Raw genomic sequence first — 26,409 nt, forward strand, 5'->3', positions numbered from 1 at the left:
GGGAGCCGGTGGCTCCCTGTTTGCTTTTACGTCTTTCCGATCTGACCGTGTTCCCTGTGCAGGCTCAGTCTTACAGCAACCAGGCCAGACGTTGTCAAAAATCTCAGGGAGCCAGCTGGCTCCCTTTTTCTATCCCTGCTGTTCGGCTTTCAGCCAGGCAATCTCATCTTTCCAGATGTCGGGATTAATGGTCTCAAGAATTAACGGAATACCATCAAACCGCGGATCTTTCATCAGCCAGCTAAACGCCGTTTTGCCGATATTCCCTTCACCCAGGCTGTGATGGCGGTCAACGCGACTGTCGAAGGCGCTTTTAGCATCGTTAAGGTGCATACCGCGCAGATAATCAAAGCCGACAATGCGCTCAAACTCAGCAAAGGTTGCCTCGCAGTCCGCTTCGGTACGCAGGTCATATCCGCCAGCAAACGCATGACAGGTATCAATGCAGACGCCGACGCGCGACTTATCTTCGACATGTTCAATAATGGTGGCGAGGTGCTCGAAGCGGAATCCGAGGTTACTGCCCTGACCGGCGGTATTCTCAATGACGGCGGTCACATTCTGGCTCTGGTCGAGGGCGATGTTGATCGACTCCGCAATCCGCTTCAGGCAGGCCTCTTCTTCAATCTGATGCAGATGGCTGCCGGGATGGAAGTTAAGCAGCGTCAGGCCGAGCTGGTCACAACGTTTTAATTCATCAATAAAGGCCGAGCGGGATTTCTCCAGCGCCTCTTCAACCGGATGACCGAGGTTAATCAGAAAACTGTCGTGCGGCAGGATTTGCTGCGGACTGAATTTGTACGTCTCGCAGGCGGCGCGAAAAGCATCAATCACCTCAGTGGAGAGCGGGGCGGCCTTCCACTGACGCTGATTTTTAGTAAAGAGGGCAAAGGCGGTGGCTTCTATTTCATGGGCGCGAATCACTGCCTGATCCACACCACCTGCCGCACTCACGTGTGCGCCGATATATTTCATGCCTTTCTCCTGGGGCTATGCACGGTTGAAACGGCATGATACCCGATGCTGTTAGCCCATGAAATGTTGCACCAGCAGATTGATGGTGCCGCCACCCGCGATTAACCAGCCAAATACCAGTGCGCCCAGCAGCAGCGGTTTAACGCCCGCCTCACGTAATGCGCTAAAACGGGTGGTTAATCCAAGAGCCGCCATCGCCATCGCCAGCAGCAGACCCGCCAGCTCGTTCAGCGTGGCCACTACCGTGGCAGGCAGCAGCTGCAGCGAGTTAAACAGCGCGACTGCGATAAACAGCAGGGCGAACCAGGGAAACGTCACCGGCTGACGCGCGTTGCTCGCTTTGAGTTTGCCGCGTAGCACTGCACTCAGGCAGAGCAGGAACGGGGCCAGCATCATCACCCGCAGCATTTTGGCAATCACCGCGCTGTTCTCGGCATCGGGACTGATGCTGTGTCCGGCAGCCACGACCTGTGCCACTTCATGGATGGTCGAACCGGTAAATACCCCAAACTGCGATGCACTCAGGTCCGGAAAAAGATGGTGCGCCAACGGCCACAACATTGGATAGATAAAGATTGCCAGCGTACCGAACAGCACCACGGTTGCAATAGCCACCGCCACTTTCGAGGACGCGGCTTTTACCACTGGCTCGGTCGCCAGTACGGCCGCTGCCCCACAGATGCTGCTGCCCGCGCCAATCAGCCAGACGGTATCGCGATCCAGCTTCAGCAGCCGGATGCCCAGCAGGCAGGTAATAAAGAAGGTGCAGCTCAGCGTCAGCGCATCAATCAGGATGCCGCTAAAACCAACGTCAGCAATCTGTTGTAAGGTGATGCGAAATCCAAACAGGATGATGCCCAGCCGCAGCAGCTTCTGCTTAGCCAGTATCACGCCGCTGTCGCAGCGCGACGCCAGAGGCGTATAGACGCTATTGCCGACCAGGATGCCCAGCATAATTGCCAGGGTCAGTGAACCCAGCCCCGCTGCTGTAACTACCGGTTGCTGTGCGAGCCAGCTGGCAGCCGCGGCAATCGCGGCAGTCAGCAGCAGACCGGGGAACCAGAGCGTAACAGGATGATGGGGTTTAGCGATGCTCAGTTCGGTCATGGTGGTCACTCCTCATGGTTGAGTCATGATCATGACGGCGACTGGCTTAAAAGTGAAATTGATAATATATTTATAATTGACCAGAATAAACGATAAGGCCGCAATCATGATAGTTTCGCGTCTGCGCCGCTGGGCGACGCTGATCAAAAGAGATGCTCGGGTGCTGTGGTTTGCCTTTCGCGATCCGCGCACACCCTGGTGGAACAAAGTGGCAATGCTGGGGCTGGTCGCGTATGGCGTCAGCCCGATCGATCTCATCCCGGATGTGATCCCGTTTGTTGGTCTGCTGGATGACGCGGTGATTATCCCGACGGGCGTCATGGTGCTGATGCGGTTGCTGCCGAAAGACGTGCGTATCAGCAGCATCGCGAAAGCGGAGTCTCAGCGTGCGCGCGGTAAAAAAATGGCAGGCTGGCTGGGCATCGCCGGGCTGCTCTGGCTGGCATTAATGATTTATCTTGTCAGGCATTCATTGAGTTAAGAGGCAACAATGCACATTACGCTGCGGCAAATCGAAGTGTTCACCGAAGTGCTCAAAAGCGGTTCAACGACGCAGGCTTCGCAGTTGCTGGCGCTGTCGCAGTCCGCAGTCAGCGCGGCGCTGGCCGATCTGGAGAGTCAGCTCGGGGTGCAGCTGTTTGATCGGGTCGGCAAAAGACTGGTGTTAAATGAGCACGGGCGGCTGCTCTATCCGCGTGCGGTAGGACTGCTGGAGCAGGCAGGTGAAATTGAGCAATTGTTCAAAGAGGATAATGGCGCAATCCGCATCTTCGCCAGCAGCACCATCGGTAACTATCTGCTGCCGGGCATGATGGCCGCTTATCGCCGTGATTTTCCGGGGTTGCCGCTGGAGCTGAGCGTCGGAAACAGTCAGGATGTGATTCAGGCGGTTTCCGATTTTCGCGTAGACGTCGGGTTGATTGAAGGGCCGTGTCACATGACCGAGCTGGTCAGTGAACCCTGGCTGGAAGATGAACTGGTGGTGTTTGCCGCGCCTGATGCCGCGATCCTGAAACAGCCGGTGACGCTGAAAACTCTGGCCGAAGCGCCCTGGATCCTGCGCGAGCGCGGCTCGGGCACCCGTGAAATCGTCGACTATCTGCTGTTGTCACACCTGCCAAGTTTTCAGCTGGGCATGGAGCTGGGCAACTCCGAAGCGATCAAGCATGCAGTGCGGCATGGCATGGGTATCAGCTGTCTTTCGCGCCGGGTGATTGCCGATCTGCTGGAGGCGGGCACGCTGACAGAACTGACGATTCCTTTGCCGCGTCTGACCCGAACGCTCTACCGCATTCATCACCGGCAGAAGCATATTTCAAAAGCTCTGACGCGCTTTTTGTCCTATTGCCGTGAGTGACCGCTAATAATTCGGGCGCGATCATGAACATAACTTATAACAGCATGGCATCAGCTATACAGAGGCGGTCTGGCTGCTACAATCGCGCCTCATTTTTACCCAGCGTAGCGTTAACACATGCATAATGACCCAAATACAACACAACAACCTGCATTACGACGTGCGTTAAAAGCCCGTCATCTGACGATGATCGCCATCGGCGGTTCAATCGGTACTGGCCTGTTTGTCGCCTCTGGCGCAACCATCGCACAGGCTGGCCCCGGTGGAGCACTTCTCTCCTATATGCTCATCGGCCTGATGGTCTACTTCCTGATGACCAGTCTCGGTGAGCTGGCCGCCTTTATGCCCGTATCGGGTTCTTTCGCCACCTACGGCGCGAAATATGTTGAAGAGGGCTTTGGCTTCGCCCTCGGCTGGAACTACTGGTACAACTGGGCGGTGACCATCGCGGTTGACCTGGTGGCGTCCCAGCTGGTGATGACCTACTGGTTCCCTGACACGCCAGGCTGGATCTGGAGCGCGCTGTTCCTGGGTCTGATATTCCTGCTTAACTACATCTCGGTGAAAGGCTTTGGCGAAGCGGAATACTGGTTCTCGCTCATTAAAGTGGCCACCGTGATTATCTTTATCATTGTTGGCGTGCTGATGATTACCGGCATTATGCGCGGTGCAGAGCATGCGGGTTGGCATAACTGGCAGGTTGGCGATGCGCCGTTTGCGGGTGGCTTTGCGGCAATGATTGGCGTGGCGATGATTGTGGGATTCTCCTTCCAGGGCACCGAGCTGATCGGTATCGCGGCGGGCGAATCTGAAGATCCGGCGAAAAATATCCCGCGCGCGGTGCGGCAGATTTTCTGGCGTATCCTACTGTTCTATGTGTTCGCCATCCTGATTATCAGTCTGATCCTGCCGTACACCGATCCGCAGTTGCTGCATAACGACATTGACGATATCAGCGTCAGCCCGTTCACCCTGGTGTTCCAGAACGCCGGTCTGCTCTCTGCGGCAGCGGTGATGAATGCGGTGATCCTGACGGCGGTGCTGTCAGCCGGTAACTCCGGTATGTACGCCTCAACGCGTATGCTTTACAACCTGGCGAGTGAAGGCAAAGCGCCGCGTATTTTCGCGAAACTCTCTAAAGGCGGCGTTCCGCGCAATGCCTTATGGGCGACGACCGTCGTGGCCGGGCTGTGCTTCCTGACCTCTAAGTTTGGCAATCAGGAAGTCTATCTGTGGCTGCTGAATACCTCAGGCATGACCGGTTTTATCGCCTGGCTGGGTATTGCCATCAGTCACTATCGCTTCCGTCGCGGCTATGTCGCCCAGGGACATGACCTGAACGATCTGCCTTACCGTTCCGGCTTCTTCCCGCTGGGGCCGATCTTCGCCTTTGTGCTTTGCCTGATCATTACGCTGGGTCAGAACTATCAGGCATTCCTCAACGACAGCATTGACTGGTACAGCGTAGCGGCTACCTACATTGGCCTTCCGCTGTTCCTGATTATCTGGTTCGGCTACAGGCTGACGCGCGGCAGCCGTTTCGTGAAGTACAGCGAGATGGAGTTCCCGGTTCACAAAGATTAGAGCTGTGCGCTGGCGCTCCAGACAGGTGCCTGACACTGCACGATGAGGCAGCTCCCGGCCTTAAAGCGATAGGCGCATACGTCTTTGCGAAAGACGTATGCGCCCTGAGCATCTTCCCCATCTTTAACGTCAATGCGCTATAACTGCCATTATCGTTCCCATAACAACACCATTTTTTACGGTTTTTTCTCGCCTCGCTTATGCGAACGAATTGATAATTATTATCACCTGCACTATTGTGACTGCGTTTTCTGACGTGATAGCCACACAGGGTTCAAAAATGACTACCGAAACTTCGCTGCTGGCGGGGGAAGAGACGCTTCACCACACCATGCAAAACTATCATCAGGTGCTGCGCCGCCGCCTGATCTGGATTGGCGTATTACTGGTGGCGATTGTTGCCTCGTTAATCCTCGACTTTACGCTCGGTCCGGCCGGGCTCTCACTGGACACGCTGTGGAATACGCTGCTCAGCCCCGACAGTGTCGATGCCGGTACTCGTGTTATCGTCTGGGATATTCGTCTGCCTTATGCACTGATGGCGCTGGTGGTCGGGCTGTCGCTGGGCCTGGCCGGCGCAGAAATGCAGACTATCCTGAATAACCCGCTGGCAAGCCCGTTTACGCTCGGTGTCTCGTCGGCGGCGGCGTTTGGTGCCGCGCTGGCGATCATTCTCGGCGTCGGTATTCCTGGCATTCCTGATCAGTGGTTAATCTCAGCCAACGCCTTTGTCTTTGCACTGTTTGCCGCGCTGATGCTGGATGCCGTGACCCGCTGGACGCAGGTCTCCTCTGCGGGCGTCGTGCTGTTCGGTATCGCACTGGTCTTTACCTTTAACGCACTGGTTTCAATGATGCAGTTCATTGCCAGCGAAGATACGCTGCAGGGTCTGGTGTTCTGGACCATGGGCAGCCTGGCCCGGGCCTCCTGGGAAAAGCTTGGTGTGCTGACCGTGGCGCTGGCCATCCTGGTACCGTTCTCAATGATGAGCAGCTGGAAGCTGACGGCGCTGCGTCTGGGTGAAGACCGCGCCGTGAGCTTTGGTATCGACGTGCGTCGGCTGCGCCTGACCACCTTGCTGCGCATCAGTATCCTTTCTGCGCTGGCGGTGGCGTTTGTGGGGCCCATCGGCTTCATCGGTCTGGTCGCACCCCACATTGCCCGCATGATGTTTGGTGAAGATCACCGTTTCTATCTGCCTGCCAGTGCGCTGGTTGGTGCGCTGGTGCTCTCCCTGGCGTCAGTCGCGTCGAAAAACCTGCTGCCGGGTGTCATTATTCCTGTGGGTATTGTGACGTCACTGATTGGTGTGCCGTTCTTCCTGAGTATTATTCTGCGTCATCGGGGGGCGGTATAATGGAAAAGGGGCTGATCTTACGCGGCTTCAGTGCCGGTTATCCCAAACATAAAGTCATTGAAAACCTCAACGTGGCCCCGTTGCCACGCGGTGAGATTACCGTTCTGCTGGGACCGAATGGTTGCGGTAAATCGACGCTGTTGCGTGCACTGGCTGGTCTGAATAAAGGTCAGGGTGAGATGTGGCTTAACGGTGAAGATCTCATGACTCAGCCGTTTGCCCGTCGTGCGAAAAACGTAGTCTATCTGCCACAGTCGCTGCCTGCGGGCGTGCATCTGCATGTGCTGGAATCGATTATCGTGGCACAGCGTGCCTCCGGTGGCCTGCACAGTGCCAGCAGTGAAGCGGAAATCATGCATTTGCTGGAACAACTGGGCATTGCCCATCTGGCGATGCGCTACCTTGATCAGCTTTCGGGCGGACAGAAGCAGCTGGTTGGGCTGGCGCAATCTTTAATCCGTCGCCCTAAACTGCTGCTGCTGGATGAACCGCTGAGCGCGCTGGATCTCAATTACCAGTTCCACGTCATGGATCTGGTGCGCCGCGAAACGGCCCAGCGCAACATCGTGACGGTGGTGGTGGTGCATGACATCAACATCGCGCTGCGTCATGCGCAACATGCCCTGATGCTTAAGCAGGGCGCGCTGGTCGCCGAAGGGCAGCCGGATAAAGTGATTACGCCGGCTACGCTGGCAAAAGTGTATGGCGTCAACGGCCGTATCGAACACTGCTCACGCGGCATTCCGCAGGTGATGATCGATGGGCTGACCGGTCCGGCCTTAGTCTGATCGTCAGGTTAAGGTTGCGGCGGCTGAAGTATCCGCCTCTTTCGGAAAGGAGAGTGCAGGGCTGGCAGGGCGCTGACGTTGCAACAATGTTCCCGCCTCTACAGCATGCAAAAAAGAGGGCCGCAATAGCGGCCCTGATTATTTACGCCAGCAGATGCTGGGCATGGAAGCGAAGATGATCTTCCACAAAACTGGCAATAAAGAAGTAGCTATGGTCATAACCCGGCTGAATACGCAGCGTCAGCGGGAAACCCACCTCGCGGGCGATCTCCTCTAACCGCTCTGGTTGCAGCTGATCGGCCAGGAACTGATCGCTGTCACCCTGATCGATCAGCATTGGCAACCGATGGGAGACTTCCGCCATCAGCTGGCAGCTGTCATATTCCCGCCACGCCGCACGATCGTCGCCCAGATAGGCCTGAAACGCTTTCTGGCCCCACGGCACCTGCATTGGATTCACAATCGGTGCAAAGGCTGAAGCCGAGGCAAAGCGGTTACCCAGACGCAGCGCCAGCATCAGGGCGCCGTGTCCGCCCATAGAATGACCCATGATTGACTGGCGTTCACTGACCTTGAAGTTATCCGCAATCAGGGCAGGTAACTCGCTGCTCAGATAGTCGAACATGCGGAAATGACTCGCCCAGGGTTGCTGGGTAGCATTGAGATAAAATCCCGCACCCTGACCCAGATCGTATCCCTCATCGTTCGCTACGCCGTCACCGCGCGGGCTGGTGTCCGGCATAATCAGCACCAGACCCAGTTCCGCTGCAACGCGCTGCGCGCCCGCTTTGGTGGTGAAATTCTCGTCGTTACAGGTCAGGCCGGCTAAAAACCAGACCACCGGCGGCGGTGCATCACCGTGCGGGGTGGGCAGATAGATGCTAAAGGTCATCGGGCAGTTCAGCACGGCTGACTGATGACGCCAGCGCTGCTGCCAGCCGCCAAAAATACGGTGTTCTTCCAGTAGCTCCAGAGTGGATGCCATAACGCCTCCTGATTACTTGTTAAAGTGCACGACCGAGCGAATCGATTTTCCTTCGTGCATCAAATCAAAGGCGTCGTTGATCTCTTCCAGCGGCATGGTGTGGGTGATGAAATCATTCAGCGCAAATTTACCGTCGAGGTAATCCTGTACAATGCCTGGCAGCTGTGAACGGCCTTTCACGCCGCCGAACGCGGAACCGCGCCAGACGCGACCGGTTACCAGCTGGAACGGACGGGTAGAGATCTCTTCACCGGCACCGGCAACACCGATAATCACAGACTCGCCCCAGCCTTTGTGGCAGCACTCCAGTGCGGAACGCATTACGTTGACGTTACCGATACACTCAAACGAGAAGTCCACGCCGCCGTCGGTCAGCTCGACAATCACATCCTGAATCGGCTTATCGTAATCTTTCGGGTTAATCAGATCGGTGGCACCCAGTTTACGTGCCAGATCGAATTTGCTGGTGTTGAGGTCGATGGCAATGATACGGCCTGCTTTCGCCATTTTCGCGCCAATCACCGCAGAAAGTCCGATGCCGCCGAGACCGAAGATCGCCACGGTGTCGCCTTCTTTCACTTTGGCGGTGTTCATTACCGCGCCCATGCCGGTCGTGACGCCACAGCCCAGCAGACAAACCTCTTCCAGCGGTGCTTCTTTACTGATTTTTGCCAGTGAGATCTCCGGGATGACGGTGTATTCAGAGAAGGTCGAGGTGCCCATGTAATGGAAAATCGGTTTGCCATCTTTGAAGAAGCGGGTGGTGCCGTCCGGCATCAGGCCTTTACCCTGGGTGGCGCGAATCGCCTGACAGAGGTTAGTTTTGCCCGACAGACAGTACTTACATTTTCCGCACTCCGGGGTGTAAAGCGGGATGACATGGTCTCCCACTTCCACACTGGTTACACCTTCGCCCACCGCTTCCACGATGCCGCCGCCTTCATGGCCAAGAATCGCCGGGAAAACACCTTCCGGGTCAGTGCCGGAGAGGGTGTAGGCGTCGGTATGACAGACACCGGTCGCGACAATACGCACCAGCACTTCACCTTTCTGCGGTGGCATTAAATCCACTTCTTCGATTTTCAGTGGTTCGCCAGCAGCCCAGGCAACAGCGGCACGGGTTTTGATCATGTTCATGCAATCCCTCTTCCAGTCAGATTGTGACGCGTGATAGCGCCTTTTTTCGTGAGTTAAACATAGCGTGGAACGCTTATTCCGTCGCCTGCAATGGGTGGATCAGCTCATCGTTGAGCGGACGATCGTCAAACTGTTCAATAATCAGGTATTTCAGCGCTTCGACATTCGGGGTAAAGGCGTCACGCCGCCACATCAGCCAGGTGGCGGTGTCGCGATAAGCTGCGGGCAGGGTATGCGCCTGCACCCGCGACCGATCTGCCATCTGCTTCAGCACCGAGGCTGGAATCATCGCGACCCCTGCGCCGCCCGCTACGCAGGCCAGCATGGCGTGATAGGACTGAATCTCCATCACACTGTTGGGTGCGGTCTGGCTGTCGCGATACCAGCTCTCCAGCTTCACCCGGTAAGAGCAGCTGTTGCGGAACGCAAACAGGGTATCGTCCTGCACGTCGCGCGCCGTGGTGATTGGCCCATGATCCAGCCCGGTGATGAGCACCATCTCCTCGCGAAAGGCGATGCAGCCATTCAGGTCATCATGAGAAACCGGGCCATCCACCAGCGCAGCGGCCAGGGTGCCTTCACGGACCCGATCGATAATTTCGCCTGAGGTGCCGGTAATCAGCGACAACGCCACTTTAGGAAAGCGCTGATGATAGGCGGCGAGCAGGCCAGGCAGACGGGTCGCTGCGGTGCTCTCCATGGAGCCCAGTGCAAAGTTTCCCGCCGGTTCGCCGGTTCGGGTCATGCTCATCGCTTCTTCACTTAACGCCAGAATGCGTTGCGCATAATTCAGGAAATTATGGCCCATCGGCGACAGGCGAATGCGCTGCTTCTCACGAATGAAGAGATCCACACCCAATTCTTCTTCCAGCTGACGCAGCCGCGTGGTGAGATTAGAGGGGACGCGATGCAGATGTTCTGCTGCGCGCGCCAGTGAACCCGTTTCGGCGACGGAACAGAACATACGCAGCTGAACTAAATCCATATCTTCTCTTCCTGTAAGCAAGTTGGTTAATATTATTCACTTTCCGTGAGTTTAGTCATCCTGCATGCTATTAGCAAGTCAGAAGAGATCTCAGGGCAGAACAACAGGAGTTCAGCAATGGCGTTACGCGTCGCGCTCAGTGCATTTTTAACTTTATTTGTGGCGATGGGCATAGGGCGATTTGCCTTTACGCCGCAGGTGCCACTGATGATTCAGGCTCACCAGCTGACGCTTACCAGTGCCAGCCTGGTCGCAGCCCTCAACTATTTAGGCTATCTGTGTGGCTCCTTTGATGCGATGCGGGCGCATCGAAGGGTCGAACTGCGGCTGCAGGCGGGTGTATGGGGCGCGGTAATCCTGACGCTGCTCTCGGCACTGGCAACCGGCCCGTGGCTTCATGGCGCTATTCGTTTTCTGATTGGCTGGGCCAGCGGCTGGGCGATGGTGCTGGTGGCGGCCTGGAGCAACGAGCAGCTGCATCGGCATGGGCGGGCAGGGTTGTCGGCGGCCGTGTTTGCCGGGCCGGGTTGCGGCATTTTTGTCAGTGGTTTGCTGGGGGTAGCGCTGCACACATTCCAGGTCTCCGCCGGTCTGGCCTGGGCTGCTTACGGTGCGCTGGCGCTGCTGCTGATTGCGCTAATCACCCGTAACTTACCACGTCGCGGCGAACTGCATCGTCCGGATCAGGCACCCGAGCCGCTGGTGCTGAACCGCAATCTTAAACGTCTGGTGCTGAGTTACAGTCTGGCAGGGTTTGGCTACATCCTGCCCGCGACTTTTCTGTCGCAGATGGCCGCCACACGTTTTCCGGACGGCATCTTTGCGCAGTTTGTCTGGCCGATATTTGGCGGGGCTGCAATGATCGGCATCCTGCTGGGTATCCTGACGCGGCGCTGGGGGCACAGCCATGTCCGCCTGGCGCTGGTGCTCTGGGCACAGGCGCTGGGTGTATTTGCTGCGGCGCTTCTGCCCGGCTTTAGTGGCCTGCTGGCCGGTGCGTTGCTGGTCGGAGGCGGCTTCCTGAGTGTGGTGCAGTTGTCAATGCTCTGCGCCCGCGAACTGGCGCCCAACCATCTGCGTTTCATGGCTGGCCTGCTGACGACCGGCTATGCGATTGGACAACTTGTCGGCCCGCTGCTCTCTTTTCTCTCAACGGCCTTGCTACATCGGCTTGAGCCTGCGCTCTGGGTGGCAGGGGTGAGTCTGGTCTGGGCAGGCCTGCTGGTCTGGCGAAGAATTGAGTGAAAAGCTTTCATCACCAATCTGATTGATTGCTGGATTCCCCGCAAAGAAAGTTTCACAATACGCGCCTGATTACAGGGCCCGCAGGCAAAAGCTTGCGGGCGCAACACCAGCCGGAGAAGAGTAGATGAGCACCTTAAGTCAGGAAGCTGCCCTGGTTCACGAAGCGCTGCTGGCGCGTGGACTGGAAACGCCGTTACGTGCACCGACGCGCGACATTGATGACGAAACGCGTAAGAGCCTGATTGCCGGGCACATGACCGAGATTATGCAGCTGCTGAATCTGGATCTTGAAGATGACAGCCTGATGGAAACGCCACATCGCATCGCCAAAATGTATGTGGATGAAATCTTTTCCGGCCTCGACTACGCAAACTTCCCGAAAATCACCGTCATTGAGAACAAAATGAAGGTCGATGAGATGGTGACCGTGCGTGATATCACCCTGACCAGCACCTGTGAACACCACTTTGTGATCATTGATGGCAAGGCTACCGTCGCCTATATTCCCAAAGAAAAGGTGATTGGCCTGTCGAAAATTAACCGCATCGTGCAGTTCTTTGCTCAGCGTCCGCAGGTGCAGGAGCGGCTGACGCAGCAGGTTCTGGTTGCATTGCAGACGCTGCTGGGCACTAACAATGTGGCTGTTTCTATTGATGCGGTGCACTACTGTGTCAAAGCGCGTGGCGTAAAAGATGCCACCAGCGCCACTACCACGACGTCGCTGGGTGGCCTGTTCAAGTCCAGTCAGAACACCCGTCAGGAATTTTTGCGCGCGGTGCGCCATAGTTGAGTTTATGGCGGGCGCGTAACGTTGCCCGCCTCAATGTGCAGGTGCCGCATGCAACGCTATCAAGCGCTGGATTTCATTCGTGGATGTGCCATTCTCGGCATTCTGCTGCTCAATATTGTCGGCTTCGGTCTGCCTTCAGCCGCCTACCTTAATCCAGCCTGGCAGGGTAGCGTCACTCTTTCCGATGCCTGGACGTGGGCGCTCTCTGACGTTTTTGCTCAGCTCAAATTCCTCACGCTGTTTGCGCTGCTGTTTGGCGCGGGTCTGCAAATGCAGCTGCCGCGCGGCAGTCGCTGGCTCACAGCCCGGCTTTCCCTTCTGGTCCTGATCGGTTTTGTACACGGGGTTTTTCTCTGGGAAGGGGACATCCTGCTGGACTACGGCATTATCGGGCTGGTGGTGTGGCGGGTGCTGCGTGATGTTCCCTCCACCCGCAGCCTGATGAATACCGGCATTCTGCTCTACCTGGTCGGCTGTGGGGTGCTGCTGGTGTTTGGGTCGATCTCCTCTCCTGAACCGACTAATTCCTGGCTGCCGGGCGCAGCGGAACTGCAATATGAACAGTTCTGGAAACTCGCTGGAGGCTGGGACGCGATACAGAACCGGCTGGACCATCTTTCGTCAGGGCTGATGGCGCTTGCAGCGCAGTATGGCTGGCAGCTGGCAGGTCTGATGATGATCGGTGGCGCACTGCTGCGCAGCGGCTGGCTGATTGGCGAATTCCCTGCACGGCATTATCGTCAGGCGGCGGCGCTGCTGTTAATCATAGGATTCTCCATTGCGGTGGCCGGTGTGGCAGCGCAATGGCTGTTACATTGGGAGTTTCGCTGGACCGCATTTTACCTGCAGGCGCCGCGTGACCTCGCCAGCCCGCTAATCAGTCTGGGCTACACCGCACTCTGCCTGGCTTACTGGCCGCAGATCGCGCGCTGGCGCATCAGCTATGCTATCCAGTGCGTGGGCCGGATGGCGCTGACCAACTACCTGCTTCAGACCGTGATCTGCACTACGTTGTTCTATCGCTTTGGCTTCTATATGCACTTTACCCGGCTGGAACTGCTGCTGATAGTGCCTGCGGTATGGCTCTTCAATATCCTGTTTTCACTCATCTGGTTACATTTCTTTGCACAGGGTCCGCTGGAATGGCTTTGGCGGCGGCTTACACTGCTCTCAGCCGGCAGATCACGTATCACTGACAACGCAAGATAATGACCGCCATCACAAAGGTTACAGAATTGTATGTAACCGTTTTCATTGATGTGACGCAATTCACGCTGTACGCCTCCTGCCCCTGACAAAATAGCGTCGGTGTTCAACCCGGCGTGATGCCTAATTTTCCTTTCTGGAACTGCTGCATGATAACTATTCGTGATGTTGCCCGTCAGGCTGGCGTGTCAGTGGCGACCGTGTCGCGCGTCCTTAATCAGAGCAACGCCGTGACCTCAGACACCCGTGACACCGTGTTACAGGCGGTTGAAGCGCTGGGCTATCGCCCAAACGCCAACGCCCAGGCGCTGGCGACGCAGGTCAGCGACACGATTGGGGTGGTGGTGATGGATGTCTCCGATCCCTTCTTCGGGGCGCTGGTTAAAGCAGTTGATACCGTAGCGCAGCGCGTGCACAAACATGTGTTAATCAGCAACTCCTGGCATCAGGAAGAGAAAGAGCGTCATGCCATTGAAGTGCTGATCCGTCAGCGCTGCAGCGCGCTGGTGGTGCACGCAAAAACACTGCCGGACGCGGAACTGGCGGACTTTATGCAGCACGTGCCCGGCATGGTGGTCATTAACCGTATCGTTCCCGGTTTTGAACACCGCAGCGTCAGTCTGGATAACGTCACTGGCGCATTGATGGCTTCAAGAACCCTGTTACAACAGGGACATAGCCGCATCGGCTATCTCTGCTCCAGTCATCCGATCGAAGATGTCGCCCAGCGTCGTGAAGGGTGGATGCAGGCAATGGCAGAGCAGGGCATTCGGCCCCAGGAGAGCTGGATAGCCAGTGCAGAGCCCGACATGCAGGGCGGTGAAGCAGCGATGGTGGAGTTGCTGGGGCGCAATCTCAACCTTACGGCGGTGTTTGCCTATAACGACGGCATGGCTGCTGGCGCGCTCACTGCGCTGAAAGACAACGGCATTCAGGTTCCACAGCATTTTTCTGTCATTGGCTTCGATGATATTCCCATTTCCCGTTACACCGATCCGCAGTTAACGACTGTTCGCTATCCCATTGTATCTATGGCAAAAATTGCCACAGAACTGGCACTGCAGGGCGCAGCAGGCCTGCTTGATGACACCGCAACACATATCTTTATGCCGACGCTGGTGCGGCGTCATTCGGTGGCGCAGCGGCAAAATGTGGAGTCCGTCACTAATTCAGGCGATTCAGGCATGTAACCGTTTTCAATCTGTGATTACATTCACAGTTAATTAACATTGCTCTCACTATGATGGCAGCGTCTTACCGGACTGAAACATTATGTAACGCCAGTGTAACGGCATCAGTTGTGGTCTCAGTAGCCGGTTATAGGGTTCACCCCCTCTTCATGGAAGCATTCAGGCACAAGGATGTCAGGTTTTAGACGGTGTTCAACGGCTCAACATCCCCATTACGTTAGCCGACGCGCCGATCTGTTTTACCGATTGCTCTCCCGCATGTTGCGCGGTAGCGCTAAAAAGACCCTGCATAATAAAACCGGAGATACCATGAATAAGAAGGTTTTCACGCTTACAGCACTGGTTGCCAGCATGATGTTTGGTGCAACCGCTCACGCAGCTGACACCCGTATCGGCGTGACCATTTACAAATACGATGACAACTTCATGTCAATGGTGCGTAAAGACATCGAGAAAGAAGCGAAAGCGATCGGTGGCGTACAGTTGCTGATGAATGACTCACAGAACGACCAGTCCAAACAGAACGATCAGGTTGACGTGCTGATGGCAAAAGGCGTGAAAGCGCTGGCGATTAACCTGGTTGACCCGGCTGCCGCTGCGGTGATCGTAGACAAAGCGCGTGCTAACGATGTGCCGGTTGTCTTCTTCAACAAAGAACCGAACGCCAAAGTGCTGGCTGGTTATGACAAAGCCTACTACGTCGGTACCGACTCTAAAGAGTCCGGCATCATTCAGGGTCAGCTGATCGAGAAACACTGGAAAGCGACGCCAGCCTGGGATTTGAACAAAGATGGTACCATCCAGTTCGTGCTGCTGAAAGGCGAGCCGGGTCATCCTGATGCAGAAGCCCGTACCAAATATGTGATCGACACCCTGAACAAAGATGGTCTGAAAACCCAGCAGTTAGCAATGGATACGGCCATGTGGGATACCGCGCAGGCTAAAGATAAGATGGATGCGTGGCTGTCAGGCCCGAACGCCAAAAAAATCGAAGTGGTGATTGCCAACAACGATGCGATGGCAATGGGTGCGGTTGAAGCGCTGAAAGCGCACAACATGACGTCAATCCCTGTGTTCGGCGTCGATGCCCTGCCAGAAGCGCTGGCGCTGGTTAAATCCGGTGCGCTGGCCGGTACCGTGCTGAACGATGCGGAAAACCAGGCGAAAGCGACGCTGGATATTGCCAATAACCTGGCGAACGGCAAAGCGGCAACTGACGGCACTAACTTCAAGATGGTTGATAAGATCGTCCGCGTTCCTTACGTGCCGGTTGATAAAGAAAATCTGTCTCAGTTCGTGAAATAAGATCGATTACGGGCGCGACCGCGGTCGCGCCTTTTTTATGTCACCACCGTTTTTTAGCCAGGTAAAATATGGCCAGTGATAACACGACCGCGCAGCGAGAATATTTGCTGGAAATGACGAATGTTTCAAAATCATTTCCCGGCGTTAAAGCGTTAGATAATGTTAATTTGAAAGTGCGGCCTCACTCTGTTCATGCATTAATGGGCGAGAACGGTGCCGGGAAATCCACATTATTAAAATGCCTGTTTGGTATCTATAAAAAAGATACCGGCAGTATCCTGTTTCAGGGTAACGAGATCGATTATAAAAGCTCCAAAGAGGCGCTGGAAAATGGCGTTTCGATGGTGCATCAGGAATTAAACCTGGTACTGCAGCGTACCGTGATGGACAACATGTGGCTTGGGCGCTATCCGCGCAAAGGCTTTTTTGTCGATCAGGATAAAATGTATCAGGATACAAAAGCGATTTTTGACGAGCTGGATATCGATATCGATCCGCGCGACAAAGTTGCCAATCTTTCTGTATCTCAGATGCAGATGATTGAAATTGCCAAGGCGTTCTCTTACGACGCGAAAATTGTGATTATGGATGAACCGACCTCCTCGCTGACTGAGAAAGAGGTTAATCACCTGTTCACGATTATTCGCAAACTGAAAGATCGCGGCTGCGGCATTGTTTATATTTCGCACAAGATGGAAGAGATTTTCCAGCTGTGCGATGAGATCACGATTCTGCGTGATGGTCAGTGGATTACCTCTCAGCCGCTGGAAGGGCTGGATATGGATAAGATCATCGCTATGATGGTCGGCCGTTCACTGAACCAGCGTTTCCCTGACCGTACCAACGTGCCAGGCGAGACGATTCTTGAGGTGCGCAATCTGACGTCGCTGCGTCAGCCATCCATTCGTGACATCTCATTTGATCTGCGTAAAGGGGAGATACTCGGCATTGCCGGGCTGGTGGGCGCCAAACGTACCGATATCGTCGAAACGCTGTTTGGCATTCGCGAAAAATCGGGCGGCACCATTAAACTGCATGGTAAACCGATTAATAATCACAGCGCCAACGAAGCCATTAACCACGGTTTCGCGCTGGTGACGGAAGAGCGTCGTTCAACCGGTATTTATGCTTATCTGGATATTGGTTTTAACTCGCTTATTTCCAATATTAAAAAATATAAAAACAGTATGGGGCTGCTGGATAATAAACGCATGAAGAGTGATACCCAGTGGGTGATCGATTCTATGCGCGTTAAGACACCAGGCCACCATACTCAAATTGGTTCGCTTTCGGGCGGTAACCAGCAAAAAGTGATTATTGGCCGCTGGTTATTGACCCAGCCTGAAATCCTGATGCTTGATGAACCAACTCGCGGTATTGATGTTGGTGCAAAATTCGAAATTTACCAGTTGATTGCTGAGCTGGCGAAAAAAGAAAAGGGCATCATTATTATCTCTTCTGAAATGCCGGAGCTGTTAGGCATTACCGATCGTATTCTGGTAATGAGTAATGGACTGGTAGCAGGCATAGTTGATACCAAAACGACCACGCAGAACGAAATATTGCGTTTAGCGTCATTACACCTTTAATGAAGCAAGGGCTGTTAACATGAAAGCGACCACAAAAAAGAATGCGCTAACCTGGTTAAAAGAGGGCGGCATTTACGTCGTTCTGCTGGTATTGCTGGCTATTATTATTTTCCAGGATCCATCGTTCTTAAGTTTAATGAACCTGAGTAATATTCTGACCCAATCTTCAGTGCGTATTATTATTGCACTGGGTGTGGCGGGTCTGATTGTGACCCAGGGTACTGACCTGTCAGCCGGACGTCAGGTTGGTCTGGCTGCGGTAGTCGCCGCGACGTTGCTGCAGGCGATGGATAACGCGAACAAAGTCTTCCCGACGCTGGATACCGTGCCGATTCCACTGGTTATTCTGACCGTGTGCATCATCGGCGGTGTGATTGGTCTGGTCAACGGTGTGATTATTGCTTACCTGAAGGTAACGCCATTTATCACCACGCTGGGCACCATGATTATCGTTTACGGTATCAACTCACTCTATTATGACTTTGTTGGTGCATCACCGATTGCCGGTTTTGACGCAGGCTTCTCGAAATTTACCCAGGGCTTCTTGCGCTTTGGTGATTTCAAACTTTCGTTCATCACGTTCTACGCTGTGATTGCCATTATTTTCGTCTGGGTGCTGTGGAACAAAACCCGCTTCGGCAAAAACATTTTTGCTATCGGCGGTAACCCGGAAGCGGCGAAAGTGTCAGGCGTGAACGTCCCGATGAACCTGATCATGATCTATGCCCTGTCAGGAGTGTTCTACGCCTTCGGCGGGATGCTGGAAGCGGGTCGTATCGGTTCTGCTACCAACAACCTCGGCTTTATGTATGAGCTGGATGCGATTGCGGCCTGTGTGGTTGGCGGCGTCTCCTTCGCCGGTGGTGTGGGTAGCGTAGCGGGCGTTGTGACCGGTGTACTGATCTTCACCGTTATCAACTACGGTCTGACCTATATCGGCGTCAACCCTTACTGGCAGTACATCATTAAAGGCGGCATCATTATCTTCGCCGTTGCGCTGGATTCACTGAAATATTCTCGTAAGAAGTAAGTCTGATTCAACGCTAAGAAAGCGACCTTCGGGTCGCTTTTTTTATGGGGAGTCAAGGGGGAGCTGCTATGGGGTCGTTGCTGTGAGATTGAGTCTGCGAAGGGAACAGGGTCAGATCGGAAAGTCGCAAAGGCCGTCATCCGTGACACGCTCGGCCCGCGTCGTCCCTGACGCGGGACGCTTTCCTCTTCTGACCCTGTTCCCTACGCGTTCAGCTTGTTTATTGCTGTGAGATTCGCCTAAGCCTCAGGGAATTCAAACAGACGGCTAAGCGAGCCAAAGCGATGGAAGCATACGCCTGCAGCGGAGCATCGCGGGCCATGAACAAAACGCCGGGAGCGTTTCTGAACAACGCAACGCGTTGGCCCGGTTACGGGCGCACCTCAGGGATGAGCTGCGTAATCACCCGCGCTGAGCATGCCGGGGATGGCGTCTTTTGCGTCTTTGCGAAAGGCGTATGCTCCCTGAGCCATGCACGACACTACCAGACCGCAGCAAAGTGCTAACAACGATTTCAGCGAAGCTAAAAAAAGCCGCTGAGCGCCAGCTATTTCCGCAGCTTCTGTTCCAGCTCCAGCAGCTGCTCCGGCGTCACTGCAGGGTAACTCTGCGCATCTTCAGGGACATCGCGTACGGCGGGAATAGGTACCAGCGGACCTAAGAAGCGAGGTTCACGCTTGAGCAGAAAGAGGTCCGCCAGTGCGCCCAGTCGGGCACCGACTTCACGGAAGCGCACGCTGAGCATGTTTTTCGGTGAGGGCACCGCATAGCACTGCGCCTGAATACCCAGCTGCAAGGCGATAAACAGCGCACGCTCACAGTGAAACCGCTGCGTGATAATAATGAAATCGTTGGTATCAAACACTTTGCGAGTGCGAACGATCGAATCCAGCGTGCGGAACCCGGCATAATCGAGCACGATATCAGCCGGATCAACACCAGCTTTGATGAGATCACGTCGCATGGTCATCGGCTCGTTATAACTTTGCAGCGCGTTATCACCACTCAGCAGCAGGTAATTGACCTTGCCGCTGTTGTAGGCATTCAGCGCACCCTGAATGCGATAGAGGTAATACTGATTAATGACGCCGGTACGATAATATTTAGCCGTACCCAGCACCACGCCAACCTGACGATGTGGTAAAGAGGCGACATTTTCGTAGATAAAAGGCGCAGTTTTCCAGCTGATCCAACGATCAAGGCCGAGCGCCGTTGCCATCATCAGTAAGATGATGAAAAGCAGACCAATGAAAACGCGTTTCAGCATGCGCCTGGAGACTCGATGTCAGAATGTTGAGATGGGACAAGGCTACTTGAGCTGTCGCAGTGAAGCAAGTTACTGCCGGCTGGCTGTGCTATTTTTGAACACTGCCGGATCGCCTGCGATCCGGCAGTCTGAAGGTTAAATCGAGGTACGACGATAATGACGATACTGCGGCAGCCAGAAGTTGTTGGCGATAGCCTGTGACAACACATCCTCTGAGGTCACTACGGCGACACCCGCCAGCTGAGCCGCTTTACCCACTTCCATCGCAATGATTTTCGACACACCCTGAATATCTTTAATCTCAGGCAGCACAGGGCCTTCGCCTTCATTCACCAGTGGTGAACAGTCGGCGAGCGCACGGCTTGCGGTCATCAGCATGGTATCGGTAACGCGGCTGGCCCCTGACGCAATCACACCCAGCCCAATACCCGGGAAGATATAGGAGTTGTTGCACTGCGCAATCGGATAGGTTTTACCATTCCAGCTCACCGGTGAGAATGGGCTGCCCGTGGCGACCAGCGCGGCACCATCAGTCCAGGCAATGATATCCGCAGGTGTGGCTTCCACGCGTGATGTCGGGTTCGACAACGGCATCACGATTGGGCGCTTACAGTGCTTGTGCATCTCGCGGATGATCTCTTCAGTGAACAGACCCGGCTGGCCGGAGACACCAATCAGAATATCGGGCTTCGCATTGCGTACGACATCCAGCAGCGAAATGGAATCATTGGTGATATCCCAGGTCTGCAGGTTTTCGCTTTTCTGCACCAGCTTGCTCTGGAAGTCGAGCAGGTTAGGGAGCTTATCAGTCAACAGACCAAAGCGATCCACCATCATTACCCGGCCACGCGCTTCATCATCACTCAGACCTTCTGATTTCATCTGCGCAATGATCTGTTCAGCGATTCCGCAACCCGCAGAACCGGCACCCAGGAACACCACCTTCTGCTCGCACAGGCGGCTACCGGCTGCGCGGCTGGCCGCAATCAGCGTGCCAACGGTCACGGCGGCGGTGCCCTGAATATCGTCGTTAAAGCAGCAGACTTCATCGCGATAGCGGTTCAGCAGCGGCATAGCATTCTTCTGGGCGAAATCTTCAAACTGCAGCAGCACTTTCGGCCAGCGGCGCTTAACAGCCTGAATAAACTCATTCACGAACGTATCATACTCTTCGCCAGTGATGCGCGGGTGACGCCAGCCCATGTAGAGCGGATCGTTCAGCAACTGCTGATTGTTGGTGCCTACATCCAGCACAACCGGCAGCGTGTACGCCGGGCTGATGCCGCCACAGGCGGTATAGAGCGAAAGCTTACCAATCGGGATACCCATGCCACCGATGCCCTGATCGCCGAGGCCCAGAATACGTTCGCCATCAGTCACCACAATCACCTTCACATTCTGCTTGGTGGCGTTTTGCAGCATATCTTCGATGCGGTCGCGGTTTGGGTAGGAGATGAACACGCCACGCGCACGGCGGTAGATTTCAGAGAAGTGTTCACACGCTGCGCCAACGGTCGGGGTGTAGATAATCGGCATCATCTCTTCGAGATGGTTATCCAGCAGGCGGTAAAACAGCGTTTCGTTGGTGTCCTGGATGTTGCGCAGGTAGACATGCTTATCGTTATTGTTCTTGAAGTCCTGGAACTGACGCCAGGCACGCTGCGCCTGCTCTTCAATCGATTCTACGGCTTCTGGCAGCAGACCATTGAGGTTGAATTCGTTACGTTCTTCGATACTGAAGGCGCTGCCTTTGTTTAACAGGGGAAATTCCAGCAAAATCGGGCCAGCATAAGGGATATACAGCGGGCGTTTACTTTCGTAGTCGAGTTCCATGCAGTGATGCTCCGGTTACAGTGTTGTCTGGCGTCACGCCGGAAAGGTAGCGCCAGTTTTCTTACCCGTTATAGCTCAGACTGCAGGCCCGGCAGCGGCAGGGGAACCGCTCCAGAAAGATTCACGACCGCGGTGCCATCCTGCAACCTGAATTATTCAGAGTAATTTGTGATCACGTGAATTCTGGCGCCAGATCCTATGAAATTTCCCGCAGAAGTACAGCGTTTGTTCATAAAAGCTCACAAAACTGTGGCCTCTCTGACAGCGGGTTATGCTTTGTACAGCGTCACCTGCAGCAGCTCACTGCAGCCAAATGTCTCAAGTGTTGCCTGTGTGGCGGCGAACTGGCTTAACGTGGCATTTTCTACTTCGGCTAAAACCGCTTTTTTTATCTGATGAACATCGCCGCCCTGCATGTTCAGCAAGACCAGCGCCGCCTGAAGTGGCGGGAAGCTTGGGTTGAACGCGGCATTTTCCGCATAGCGACCCGCGACAATCGCGCCATCCTGGGTCAGCAGGGCAACACCAGCGTGTGACTGACTGTAAGGCGCATGGCTGGCATTGGCGGCGGCCACTGCGGCCTGTACCAGTTCATCGCCCACGGCCACGTAACCATGATCAACTTCGTCCATCAGGAAGGTTGTGATGTCGAGATCGCGTGGGCCAAAGGCATCGGGCAGATAGTCGGCCAGGGTGCTGATCGCGCGCTTTGGCAGGCTGATACGAATGCTGGTGCCGCTGTTCAGCTCGTTCATAAACTGACGGCAGTGCCCGCACGGCGTGTAGTTAACGGTTATCGTCTCAAGCTGGCGCTCACCACGCAGCCATGCATGGGTAATGGCGCTCTGCTCGGCGTGAACCGTCTGCTGCATCGCCGTGCCGACAAATTCCATGTTGGCCCCGAAGTACCAGTTGCCGCTGACGCCACGGGCAATCGCCCCGACGTTAAAATGCGACACGGTAGCAACGGCACAGGACGCCGCCAGAGGCAGCAGCGCCAGCGCCAGTGCATCGGCATCCATCTGGGTCTGTTGTTGCAGCGAGGCGACCTGGTCGGCGCTGAGCACGGCGTTGAAGTCAGCATCGTTCAGCAGGGGAGCAAGTGCAGTTTGCAGCGTTGACGGCAATGCCTCAAAAGCGGAGAGGAAACGGGATTGCATGTGAGCCTCATTAAATTCAGCAGGGCGATGTGCCAGTCACCGGTTTATATGTGATCCACATCGCTCTGACAATGTAACCTGTGTTGCATGTTTCAACTTTGCGAGATCTATCGCAAAGTTTCAGCCAAACCAGTGCAGCAGGAGCGGAAAAATAAAGGGCGCCAGCAGTGAGGTGATGATGCCGCAGATCACCAGCGCCAGTGAACTGAAGGCGCCCTCCTGATAGTCGAGCTCGGCCGCGCGTGCTGTGCCCAGGGCATGTGACGCATTACCAATTGCCAGTCCGCGCGCGGCTTTAGACTTCACGCCCAGCAGATTCAGTACCGTGTGCCCGAACACCGCACCCAGCACCCCGGCAATCAGTACACAAATAGCGCTGATAGCAGGGATACCATGCAGCGAGCCGGAGACAGCCATCGCGATGGGTGTGGTCACGGATTTAGGCATGATAGTCGCAGCAATTTCGGGCGTGGCACCCATCCACAGAGCAATGGCAGTACCTGAACTCATGGCGGTCACACTGCCAATAAAGCAGACGCCGATAATTGACTTCCAGCGGGCACGAATCTGGTGCATCTGCTCATACAGCGGCAATGCCAGCGCAACCACGGCCGGTTGCAGCAGCTGATTGAGAATCTCACTGCCTGCGAAATAGCGCGAGTAGGGCAGCTGTAACAGCAGCAGTATCGGGATAATGATCGCCATCGCCACCAGCAGCGGATTAAGCAGCGAAATCTTCAGTTTTATCGCCAGCTTGCGCGCCAGAAAAAAGGCGGCCAGGGTTAATGGCAGCGACCACCATATTTCACTCATCAGCAGACTCCCCGGCCGGACGGCGGCTGTGAAGCTTGTGGGCACTTACGCCAACAATGGAGAGGACCAGCAGGGTGCTGACGACGCAGGAGACAACGATAGGGCCGAACTGCGCGGTAAGAATATCGGTGTAGCTCATTACCCCGACGCTAATCGGCACAAACAGCAGCGCCATATAGCGAATCAGCAGATGGCATCCCGGCTTCACCCAGTTGACTGGCAGAATCTGTGACGCAAGCAGGGCAAACAGAATTAACATCCCCAGAATGCTGCCGGGCATTTTGATAGGCAGCAGCGAGGCGATACCGATACCGGCGTATAAGCAGAGATAAATGATGATAAAAGCGCGAAGATAATGTCCGCAGACAGACAGCACGGTGAGCATGGCAGGCTCCTGTTTTCACTGAGCTTCATCATACGCATTAACCGCTTAGCGTGCTAGCGATCACACTTATGGGTACAGGGCAGTGCCGGGTGAAGCGTGCCGGGAAAGAAAAGGAGAGGTTGGGTAGTCGTGGGAACAGAGAAGAGAAAACCCTTCGCGCCAGAGCTAAGGCACGAAGGGTTTCAGAACGGCAGTGTGCTTTGTAGTTTAAACCGCAGAGTGCAGACCTTTACTTAACCGGCATGCCCGGTACAGCACCGCTATCAACGGACAACACGAACAGATCTTTCCCGCCCGGACCCGCTGACAGCACCATGCCTTCGGAGATGCCGAAGCGCATTTTACGCGGCGCCAGGTTGGCCACGATGATAGTCATTTTACCGACCAGCACAGAGGGATCAGGATAAGCGGCGCGGATGCCTGAGAAAATCTGACGCTTTTCACCGCCCAGGTCGAGTTGCAGACGCAGCAGCTTGTCCGAACCTTCCACCCGTTCCGCCTGCTCGATCAGTGCAACGCGCATATCCACTTTGGCGAAATCGTCGATGGTGATGGTGTCACCAATGGGTGCATCTGCCAGCGGACCGGTTGCGGCTGGTGCACTTGCTGCGGCAGCATCCTCTTTTGAGGCTTCAATCAGTCCCTCAACCTTCGCCATTTCAATGCGGCTGTAGAGTGCTTTGAATGGCGCAACCTGATGATCCAGCAGTGGCTGCGCAATGGCATCCCAGCTCAATTCACAGTTCAGGAAGCCCTCTGCACGGGCGCTCAGTGACGGCAGCACCGGCTTCAGCCAGGTCATCAGAATGCGGAACAGGTTAATGCCCATTGAGCAGATCGCCTGCAGATCGGCATCACGGCCTTCCTGCTTCGCGACCACCCACGGAGCCTGCTCATCGACATAACGGTTCGCCAGGTCGGCCAGCGCCATAATTTCACGGATAGCACGGCTGTATTCGCGCGCAGCCCAGGCATCACCAATCTTCTCTGACGCATCAACGAAGGTCTGATAGAGCGCCGGATCGGCCAGTTCTGCCGCCAGTTTGCCGTCAAAGCGTTTAGTAATGAAGCCTGCGTTACGTGACGCCAGGTTAACCACTTTGTTGACGATGTCGGCATTTACGCGCTGGACGAAATCTTCCAGATTCAGGTCGATGTCGTCGATACGTGAAGAGAGTTTCGCCGCGTAGTAGTAACGCAGGCTGTCGGCATCCAGATGTTGCAGCCAGGTGCTGGCTTTGATAAAGGTACCGCGTGACTTCGACATCTTGGCACCGTTAACGGTGACATAGCCGTGTACAAACAGATTGTTCGGCTTGCGGAAGTTACTGCCTTCCAGCATCGCTGGCCAGAACAGGCTATGGAAATAGACGATATCTTTACCGATGAAATGATACAGCTCGGTGGTGGAGTCTTTACGCCAGAATTCGTCGAAGTCGATGTCGCCGCGCTTGTCGCACAAGTTCTTGAACGAGCCCATGTAGCCGATAGGCGCATCCAGCCAGACGTAGAAGTATTTGCCTGGTGCATCCGGAATTTCAAAGCCGAAGTAAGGCGCATCGCGGGAGATATCCCACTGCTGCAGGCCTGACTCAAACCACTCCTGCATTTTGTTCGCCACCTGATCCTGCAGCGCACCGGAGCGGGTCCACGCCTGCAGCATGGCGCTGAAGGACGGCAGATCAAAGAAGAAGTGCTCAGAGTCGCGCAGAACTGGCGTCGCACCGGAGACCACAGACTTCGGATCGATCAGCTCGGTCGGGCTGTAGGTCGCGCTGCAGACTTCACAGTTGTCGCCGTATTGATCAGGTGACTTACATTTCGGGCAGGTGCCTTTCACAAAACGGTCCGGCAGGAACATCCCTTTTTCCGGATCGTAAAGCTGTGAAATGGTGCGGTTTTTAATAAAACCGTTCTCTTTCAGGCGGCCGTAAATCAGCGCAGACAGCTCGCGGTTTTCATCGCCGTGAGTGGAGTGATAATTGTCATAGCTGACGTTGAAACCGGCAAAGTCGGCTTCATGCTCGCTTTTCATTTCTGCAATCATCTGCTCCGGCGCAATGCCCAGCTGCTGAGCTTTCAGCATGATAGGCGTGCCGTGCGCATCATCGGCGCAAATGAAATAAACCTGATTGCCACGCATTCGTTGGTAACGCACCCAAATATCTGCCTGGATATGCTCGAGCATGTGGCCGAGATGGATTGATCCGTTCGCGTAAGGCAGTGCGCACGTTACCAGAATTTTTTTAGCGACTTGAGTCATAGTTTGCGTAGCTTTCTGTTGATTGAAAAAACGGGCTTAGATGGTAACTGATGGCTTC

Annotated in this window: 23 protein-coding genes; 12 read left to right on the top strand and 11 right to left on the bottom strand. The window is 55.1% G+C overall.

The genetic code is table 11. The features are described from left to right. Positions 1 to 129: 129 nt before the first annotated feature. Together nfo and P2R09_RS08905 are read right to left on the bottom strand one after the other, a co-directional pair. The gene (gene nfo / locus P2R09_RS08900) at positions 130 to 975 is read right to left on the bottom strand and encodes a deoxyribonuclease IV (RefSeq protein ID WP_275768890.1); all 846 of its coding nucleotides are present in this window, start codon (positions 973 to 975) and stop codon (positions 130 to 132) included. Between the two features lie 51 nt (positions 976 to 1,026). After that, entirely contained in the window at positions 1,027 to 2,082 is a 1,056-nt protein-coding gene (locus P2R09_RS08905; RefSeq protein ID WP_275768892.1) for a YeiH family putative sulfate export transporter, read from the bottom strand. Between the two features lie 106 nt (positions 2,083 to 2,188). Here P2R09_RS08905 and P2R09_RS08910 point away from each other — a divergent pair, with 106 nt between their 5' ends. From P2R09_RS08910 to P2R09_RS08930, 5 genes are all read left to right on the top strand, one after another. Next, entirely contained in the window at positions 2,189 to 2,563 is a 375-nt protein-coding gene (locus P2R09_RS08910) for a YkvA family protein (RefSeq protein ID WP_275768894.1), read from the top strand. Positions 2,564 to 2,572: 9 nt separating this feature from the next. After that, positions 2,573 to 3,439 carry a DNA-binding transcriptional regulator YeiE gene (gene yieE / locus P2R09_RS08915; protein ID WP_275768896.1) on the top strand — a complete coding sequence of 289 codons (867 nt, stop codon included), beginning with the start codon at positions 2,573 to 2,575 and terminating at the stop codon, positions 3,437 to 3,439. 117 nt (positions 3,440 to 3,556) lie between these two features. Further along, positions 3,557 to 5,023, top strand: a complete 1,467-nt coding sequence (locus P2R09_RS08920; protein WP_003854132.1) for an amino acid permease — start codon at positions 3,557 to 3,559, stop codon at positions 5,021 to 5,023. Between the two features lie 280 nt (positions 5,024 to 5,303). After that, positions 5,304 to 6,380: an iron ABC transporter permease gene (locus P2R09_RS08925; RefSeq protein WP_275768898.1), complete on the top strand. Its 1,077-nt coding sequence runs from the start codon at positions 5,304 to 5,306 to the stop codon at positions 6,378 to 6,380. After that, a complete protein-coding gene (locus tag P2R09_RS08930; protein ID WP_275768900.1) occupies positions 6,380 to 7,168 on the top strand; it encodes an ABC transporter ATP-binding protein in 789 nt (262 codons plus the stop codon). Before P2R09_RS08925 ends, P2R09_RS08930 begins: the two co-directional genes overlap by 1 nt. A 142-nt stretch (positions 7,169 to 7,310) precedes the next feature. Here P2R09_RS08930 and fghA read toward each other — a convergent pair whose 3' ends face one another. The 3 genes from fghA to P2R09_RS08945 form a co-directional block, all read right to left on the bottom strand. Then, a complete protein-coding gene (gene fghA / locus P2R09_RS08935; RefSeq protein ID WP_008926109.1) occupies positions 7,311 to 8,153 on the bottom strand; it encodes an S-formylglutathione hydrolase in 843 nt (280 codons plus the stop codon). A gap of 12 nt (positions 8,154 to 8,165) precedes the next feature. Further along, positions 8,166 to 9,290: an S-(hydroxymethyl)glutathione dehydrogenase/class III alcohol dehydrogenase gene (locus P2R09_RS08940; protein WP_003854127.1), complete on the bottom strand. Its 1,125-nt coding sequence runs from the start codon at positions 9,288 to 9,290 to the stop codon at positions 8,166 to 8,168. A 73-nt stretch (positions 9,291 to 9,363) separates the two neighbouring features. After that, complete coding sequence (locus P2R09_RS08945) at positions 9,364 to 10,275, bottom strand: LysR family transcriptional regulator (RefSeq protein ID WP_003854125.1); 912 nt, start codon at positions 10,273 to 10,275, stop codon at positions 9,364 to 9,366. Positions 10,276 to 10,392: 117 nt separating this feature from the next. On the opposite strand from P2R09_RS08945, the gene P2R09_RS08950 reads away from it, so the two are divergent. The 7 genes from P2R09_RS08950 (at position 10,393) to mglC (ending at position 18,630) form a co-directional block, all read left to right on the top strand. Next, complete coding sequence (locus P2R09_RS08950) at positions 10,393 to 11,520, top strand: YbfB/YjiJ family MFS transporter (protein ID WP_275768904.1); 1,128 nt, start codon at positions 10,393 to 10,395, stop codon at positions 11,518 to 11,520. Positions 11,521 to 11,644: 124 nt separating this feature from the next. After that, a complete protein-coding gene (folE, locus tag P2R09_RS08955; protein ID WP_008926107.1) occupies positions 11,645 to 12,310 on the top strand; it encodes a GTP cyclohydrolase I FolE in 666 nt (221 codons plus the stop codon). 48 nt (positions 12,311 to 12,358) lie between these two features. Beyond that, on the top strand, positions 12,359 to 13,519 hold the full coding sequence (gene yeiB / locus P2R09_RS08960; protein WP_275768907.1) for a DUF418 domain-containing protein YeiB: 1,161 nt from the start codon (positions 12,359 to 12,361) through the stop codon (positions 13,517 to 13,519). A gap of 146 nt (positions 13,520 to 13,665) precedes the next feature. Then, entirely contained in the window at positions 13,666 to 14,706 is a 1,041-nt protein-coding gene (gene galS / locus P2R09_RS08965) for an HTH-type transcriptional regulator GalS (protein WP_003854118.1), read from the top strand. Between the two features lie 309 nt (positions 14,707 to 15,015). Further along, on the top strand, positions 15,016 to 16,011 hold the full coding sequence (gene mglB, locus P2R09_RS08970) for a galactose/glucose ABC transporter substrate-binding protein MglB (RefSeq protein WP_003854116.1): 996 nt from the start codon (positions 15,016 to 15,018) through the stop codon (positions 16,009 to 16,011). Between the two features lie 68 nt (positions 16,012 to 16,079). Further along, positions 16,080 to 17,600 (top strand): galactose/methyl galactoside ABC transporter ATP-binding protein MglA, encoded by a 1,521-nt coding sequence (gene mglA, locus P2R09_RS08975; protein WP_003854115.1) that lies wholly within the window; start codon positions 16,080 to 16,082, stop codon positions 17,598 to 17,600. 19 nt (positions 17,601 to 17,619) lie between these two features. After that, positions 17,620 to 18,630, top strand: a complete 1,011-nt coding sequence (gene mglC / locus P2R09_RS08980; RefSeq protein WP_003854114.1) for a galactose/methyl galactoside ABC transporter permease MglC — start codon at positions 17,620 to 17,622, stop codon at positions 18,628 to 18,630. A 547-nt stretch (positions 18,631 to 19,177) separates the two neighbouring features. On the opposite strand, the gene sanA is transcribed toward mglC, so the two are convergent. The 6 genes from sanA to metG form a co-directional block, all read right to left on the bottom strand. Further along, on the bottom strand, positions 19,178 to 19,897 hold the full coding sequence (gene sanA, locus P2R09_RS08985) for an outer membrane permeability protein SanA (protein WP_275768910.1): 720 nt from the start codon (positions 19,895 to 19,897) through the stop codon (positions 19,178 to 19,180). A gap of 135 nt (positions 19,898 to 20,032) precedes the next feature. Then, a complete protein-coding gene (locus P2R09_RS08990) occupies positions 20,033 to 21,730 on the bottom strand; it encodes an NAD-dependent malic enzyme (RefSeq protein WP_004571247.1) in 1,698 nt (565 codons plus the stop codon). A gap of 269 nt (positions 21,731 to 21,999) precedes the next feature. Beyond that, positions 22,000 to 22,890 carry a cytidine deaminase gene (gene cdd, locus P2R09_RS08995; protein WP_275768914.1) on the bottom strand — a complete coding sequence of 297 codons (891 nt, stop codon included), beginning with the start codon at positions 22,888 to 22,890 and terminating at the stop codon, positions 22,000 to 22,002. A 120-nt stretch (positions 22,891 to 23,010) separates the two neighbouring features. Beyond that, positions 23,011 to 23,703 (bottom strand): CidB/LrgB family autolysis modulator, encoded by a 693-nt coding sequence (locus P2R09_RS09000; RefSeq protein ID WP_004571249.1) that lies wholly within the window; start codon positions 23,701 to 23,703, stop codon positions 23,011 to 23,013. Continuing rightward, entirely contained in the window at positions 23,696 to 24,088 is a 393-nt protein-coding gene (locus tag P2R09_RS09005) for a CidA/LrgA family protein (RefSeq protein ID WP_275768917.1), read from the bottom strand. Before P2R09_RS09005 ends, P2R09_RS09000 begins: the two co-directional genes overlap by 8 nt. A 229-nt stretch (positions 24,089 to 24,317) precedes the next feature. Further along, the gene (gene metG / locus P2R09_RS09010; RefSeq protein WP_275768919.1) at positions 24,318 to 26,351 is read right to left on the bottom strand and encodes a methionine--tRNA ligase; all 2,034 of its coding nucleotides are present in this window, start codon (positions 26,349 to 26,351) and stop codon (positions 24,318 to 24,320) included. Positions 26,352 to 26,409 lie beyond the last annotated feature (58 nt).

The organism is Pantoea sp. Cr_R13 (assembly GCF_029222565.1).
Lineage (GTDB): Bacteria > Pseudomonadota > Gammaproteobacteria > Enterobacterales > Enterobacteriaceae > Pantoea > Pantoea eucalypti.

What these genes read in the sequence shown, in the direction of transcription:
- P2R09_RS08910 (WP_275768894.1), top strand. Translation starts at nt 2,189, where the DNA reads ATGATAGTTTCGCGTCTGCGCCGCTGGGCGACGCTGATCAAAAGAGAT.
- P2R09_RS08990 (WP_004571247.1), bottom strand. Translation starts at nt 21,730, where the DNA reads ATGGAACTCGACTACGAAAGTAAACGCCCGCTGTATATCCCTTATGCT.
- mglC (WP_003854114.1), top strand. Translation starts at nt 17,620, where the DNA reads ATGAAAGCGACCACAAAAAAGAATGCGCTAACCTGGTTAAAAGAGGGC.
- yeiB (WP_275768907.1), top strand. Translation starts at nt 12,359, where the DNA reads ATGCAACGCTATCAAGCGCTGGATTTCATTCGTGGATGTGCCATTCTC.
- P2R09_RS09005 (WP_275768917.1), bottom strand. Translation starts at nt 24,088, where the DNA reads ATGCTCACCGTGCTGTCTGTCTGCGGACATTATCTTCGCGCTTTTATC.
- sanA (WP_275768910.1), bottom strand. Translation starts at nt 19,897, where the DNA reads ATGCTGAAACGCGTTTTCATTGGTCTGCTTTTCATCATCTTACTGATG.
- P2R09_RS08950 (WP_275768904.1), top strand. Translation starts at nt 10,393, where the DNA reads ATGGCGTTACGCGTCGCGCTCAGTGCATTTTTAACTTTATTTGTGGCG.
- fghA (WP_008926109.1), bottom strand. Translation starts at nt 8,153, where the DNA reads ATGGCATCCACTCTGGAGCTACTGGAAGAACACCGTATTTTTGGCGGC.
- P2R09_RS08920 (WP_003854132.1), top strand. Translation starts at nt 3,557, where the DNA reads ATGCATAATGACCCAAATACAACACAACAACCTGCATTACGACGTGCG.
- folE (WP_008926107.1), top strand. Translation starts at nt 11,645, where the DNA reads ATGAGCACCTTAAGTCAGGAAGCTGCCCTGGTTCACGAAGCGCTGCTG.
- P2R09_RS08930 (WP_275768900.1), top strand. Translation starts at nt 6,380, where the DNA reads ATGGAAAAGGGGCTGATCTTACGCGGCTTCAGTGCCGGTTATCCCAAA.
- galS (WP_003854118.1), top strand. Translation starts at nt 13,666, where the DNA reads ATGATAACTATTCGTGATGTTGCCCGTCAGGCTGGCGTGTCAGTGGCG.
- nfo (WP_275768890.1), bottom strand. Translation starts at nt 975, where the DNA reads ATGAAATATATCGGCGCACACGTGAGTGCGGCAGGTGGTGTGGATCAG.
- P2R09_RS08905 (WP_275768892.1), bottom strand. Translation starts at nt 2,082, where the DNA reads ATGACCGAACTGAGCATCGCTAAACCCCATCATCCTGTTACGCTCTGG.
- cdd (WP_275768914.1), bottom strand. Translation starts at nt 22,890, where the DNA reads ATGCAATCCCGTTTCCTCTCCGCTTTTGAGGCATTGCCGTCAACGCTG.
- P2R09_RS09000 (WP_004571249.1), bottom strand. Translation starts at nt 23,703, where the DNA reads ATGAGTGAAATATGGTGGTCGCTGCCATTAACCCTGGCCGCCTTTTTT.
- P2R09_RS08940 (WP_003854127.1), bottom strand. Translation starts at nt 9,290, where the DNA reads ATGAACATGATCAAAACCCGTGCCGCTGTTGCCTGGGCTGCTGGCGAA.
- P2R09_RS08945 (WP_003854125.1), bottom strand. Translation starts at nt 10,275, where the DNA reads ATGGATTTAGTTCAGCTGCGTATGTTCTGTTCCGTCGCCGAAACGGGT.
- P2R09_RS08925 (WP_275768898.1), top strand. Translation starts at nt 5,304, where the DNA reads ATGACTACCGAAACTTCGCTGCTGGCGGGGGAAGAGACGCTTCACCAC.
- mglA (WP_003854115.1), top strand. Translation starts at nt 16,080, where the DNA reads ATGGCCAGTGATAACACGACCGCGCAGCGAGAATATTTGCTGGAAATG.
- metG (WP_275768919.1), bottom strand. Translation starts at nt 26,351, where the DNA reads ATGACTCAAGTCGCTAAAAAAATTCTGGTAACGTGCGCACTGCCTTAC.
- mglB (WP_003854116.1), top strand. Translation starts at nt 15,016, where the DNA reads ATGAATAAGAAGGTTTTCACGCTTACAGCACTGGTTGCCAGCATGATG.
- yieE (WP_275768896.1), top strand. Translation starts at nt 2,573, where the DNA reads ATGCACATTACGCTGCGGCAAATCGAAGTGTTCACCGAAGTGCTCAAA.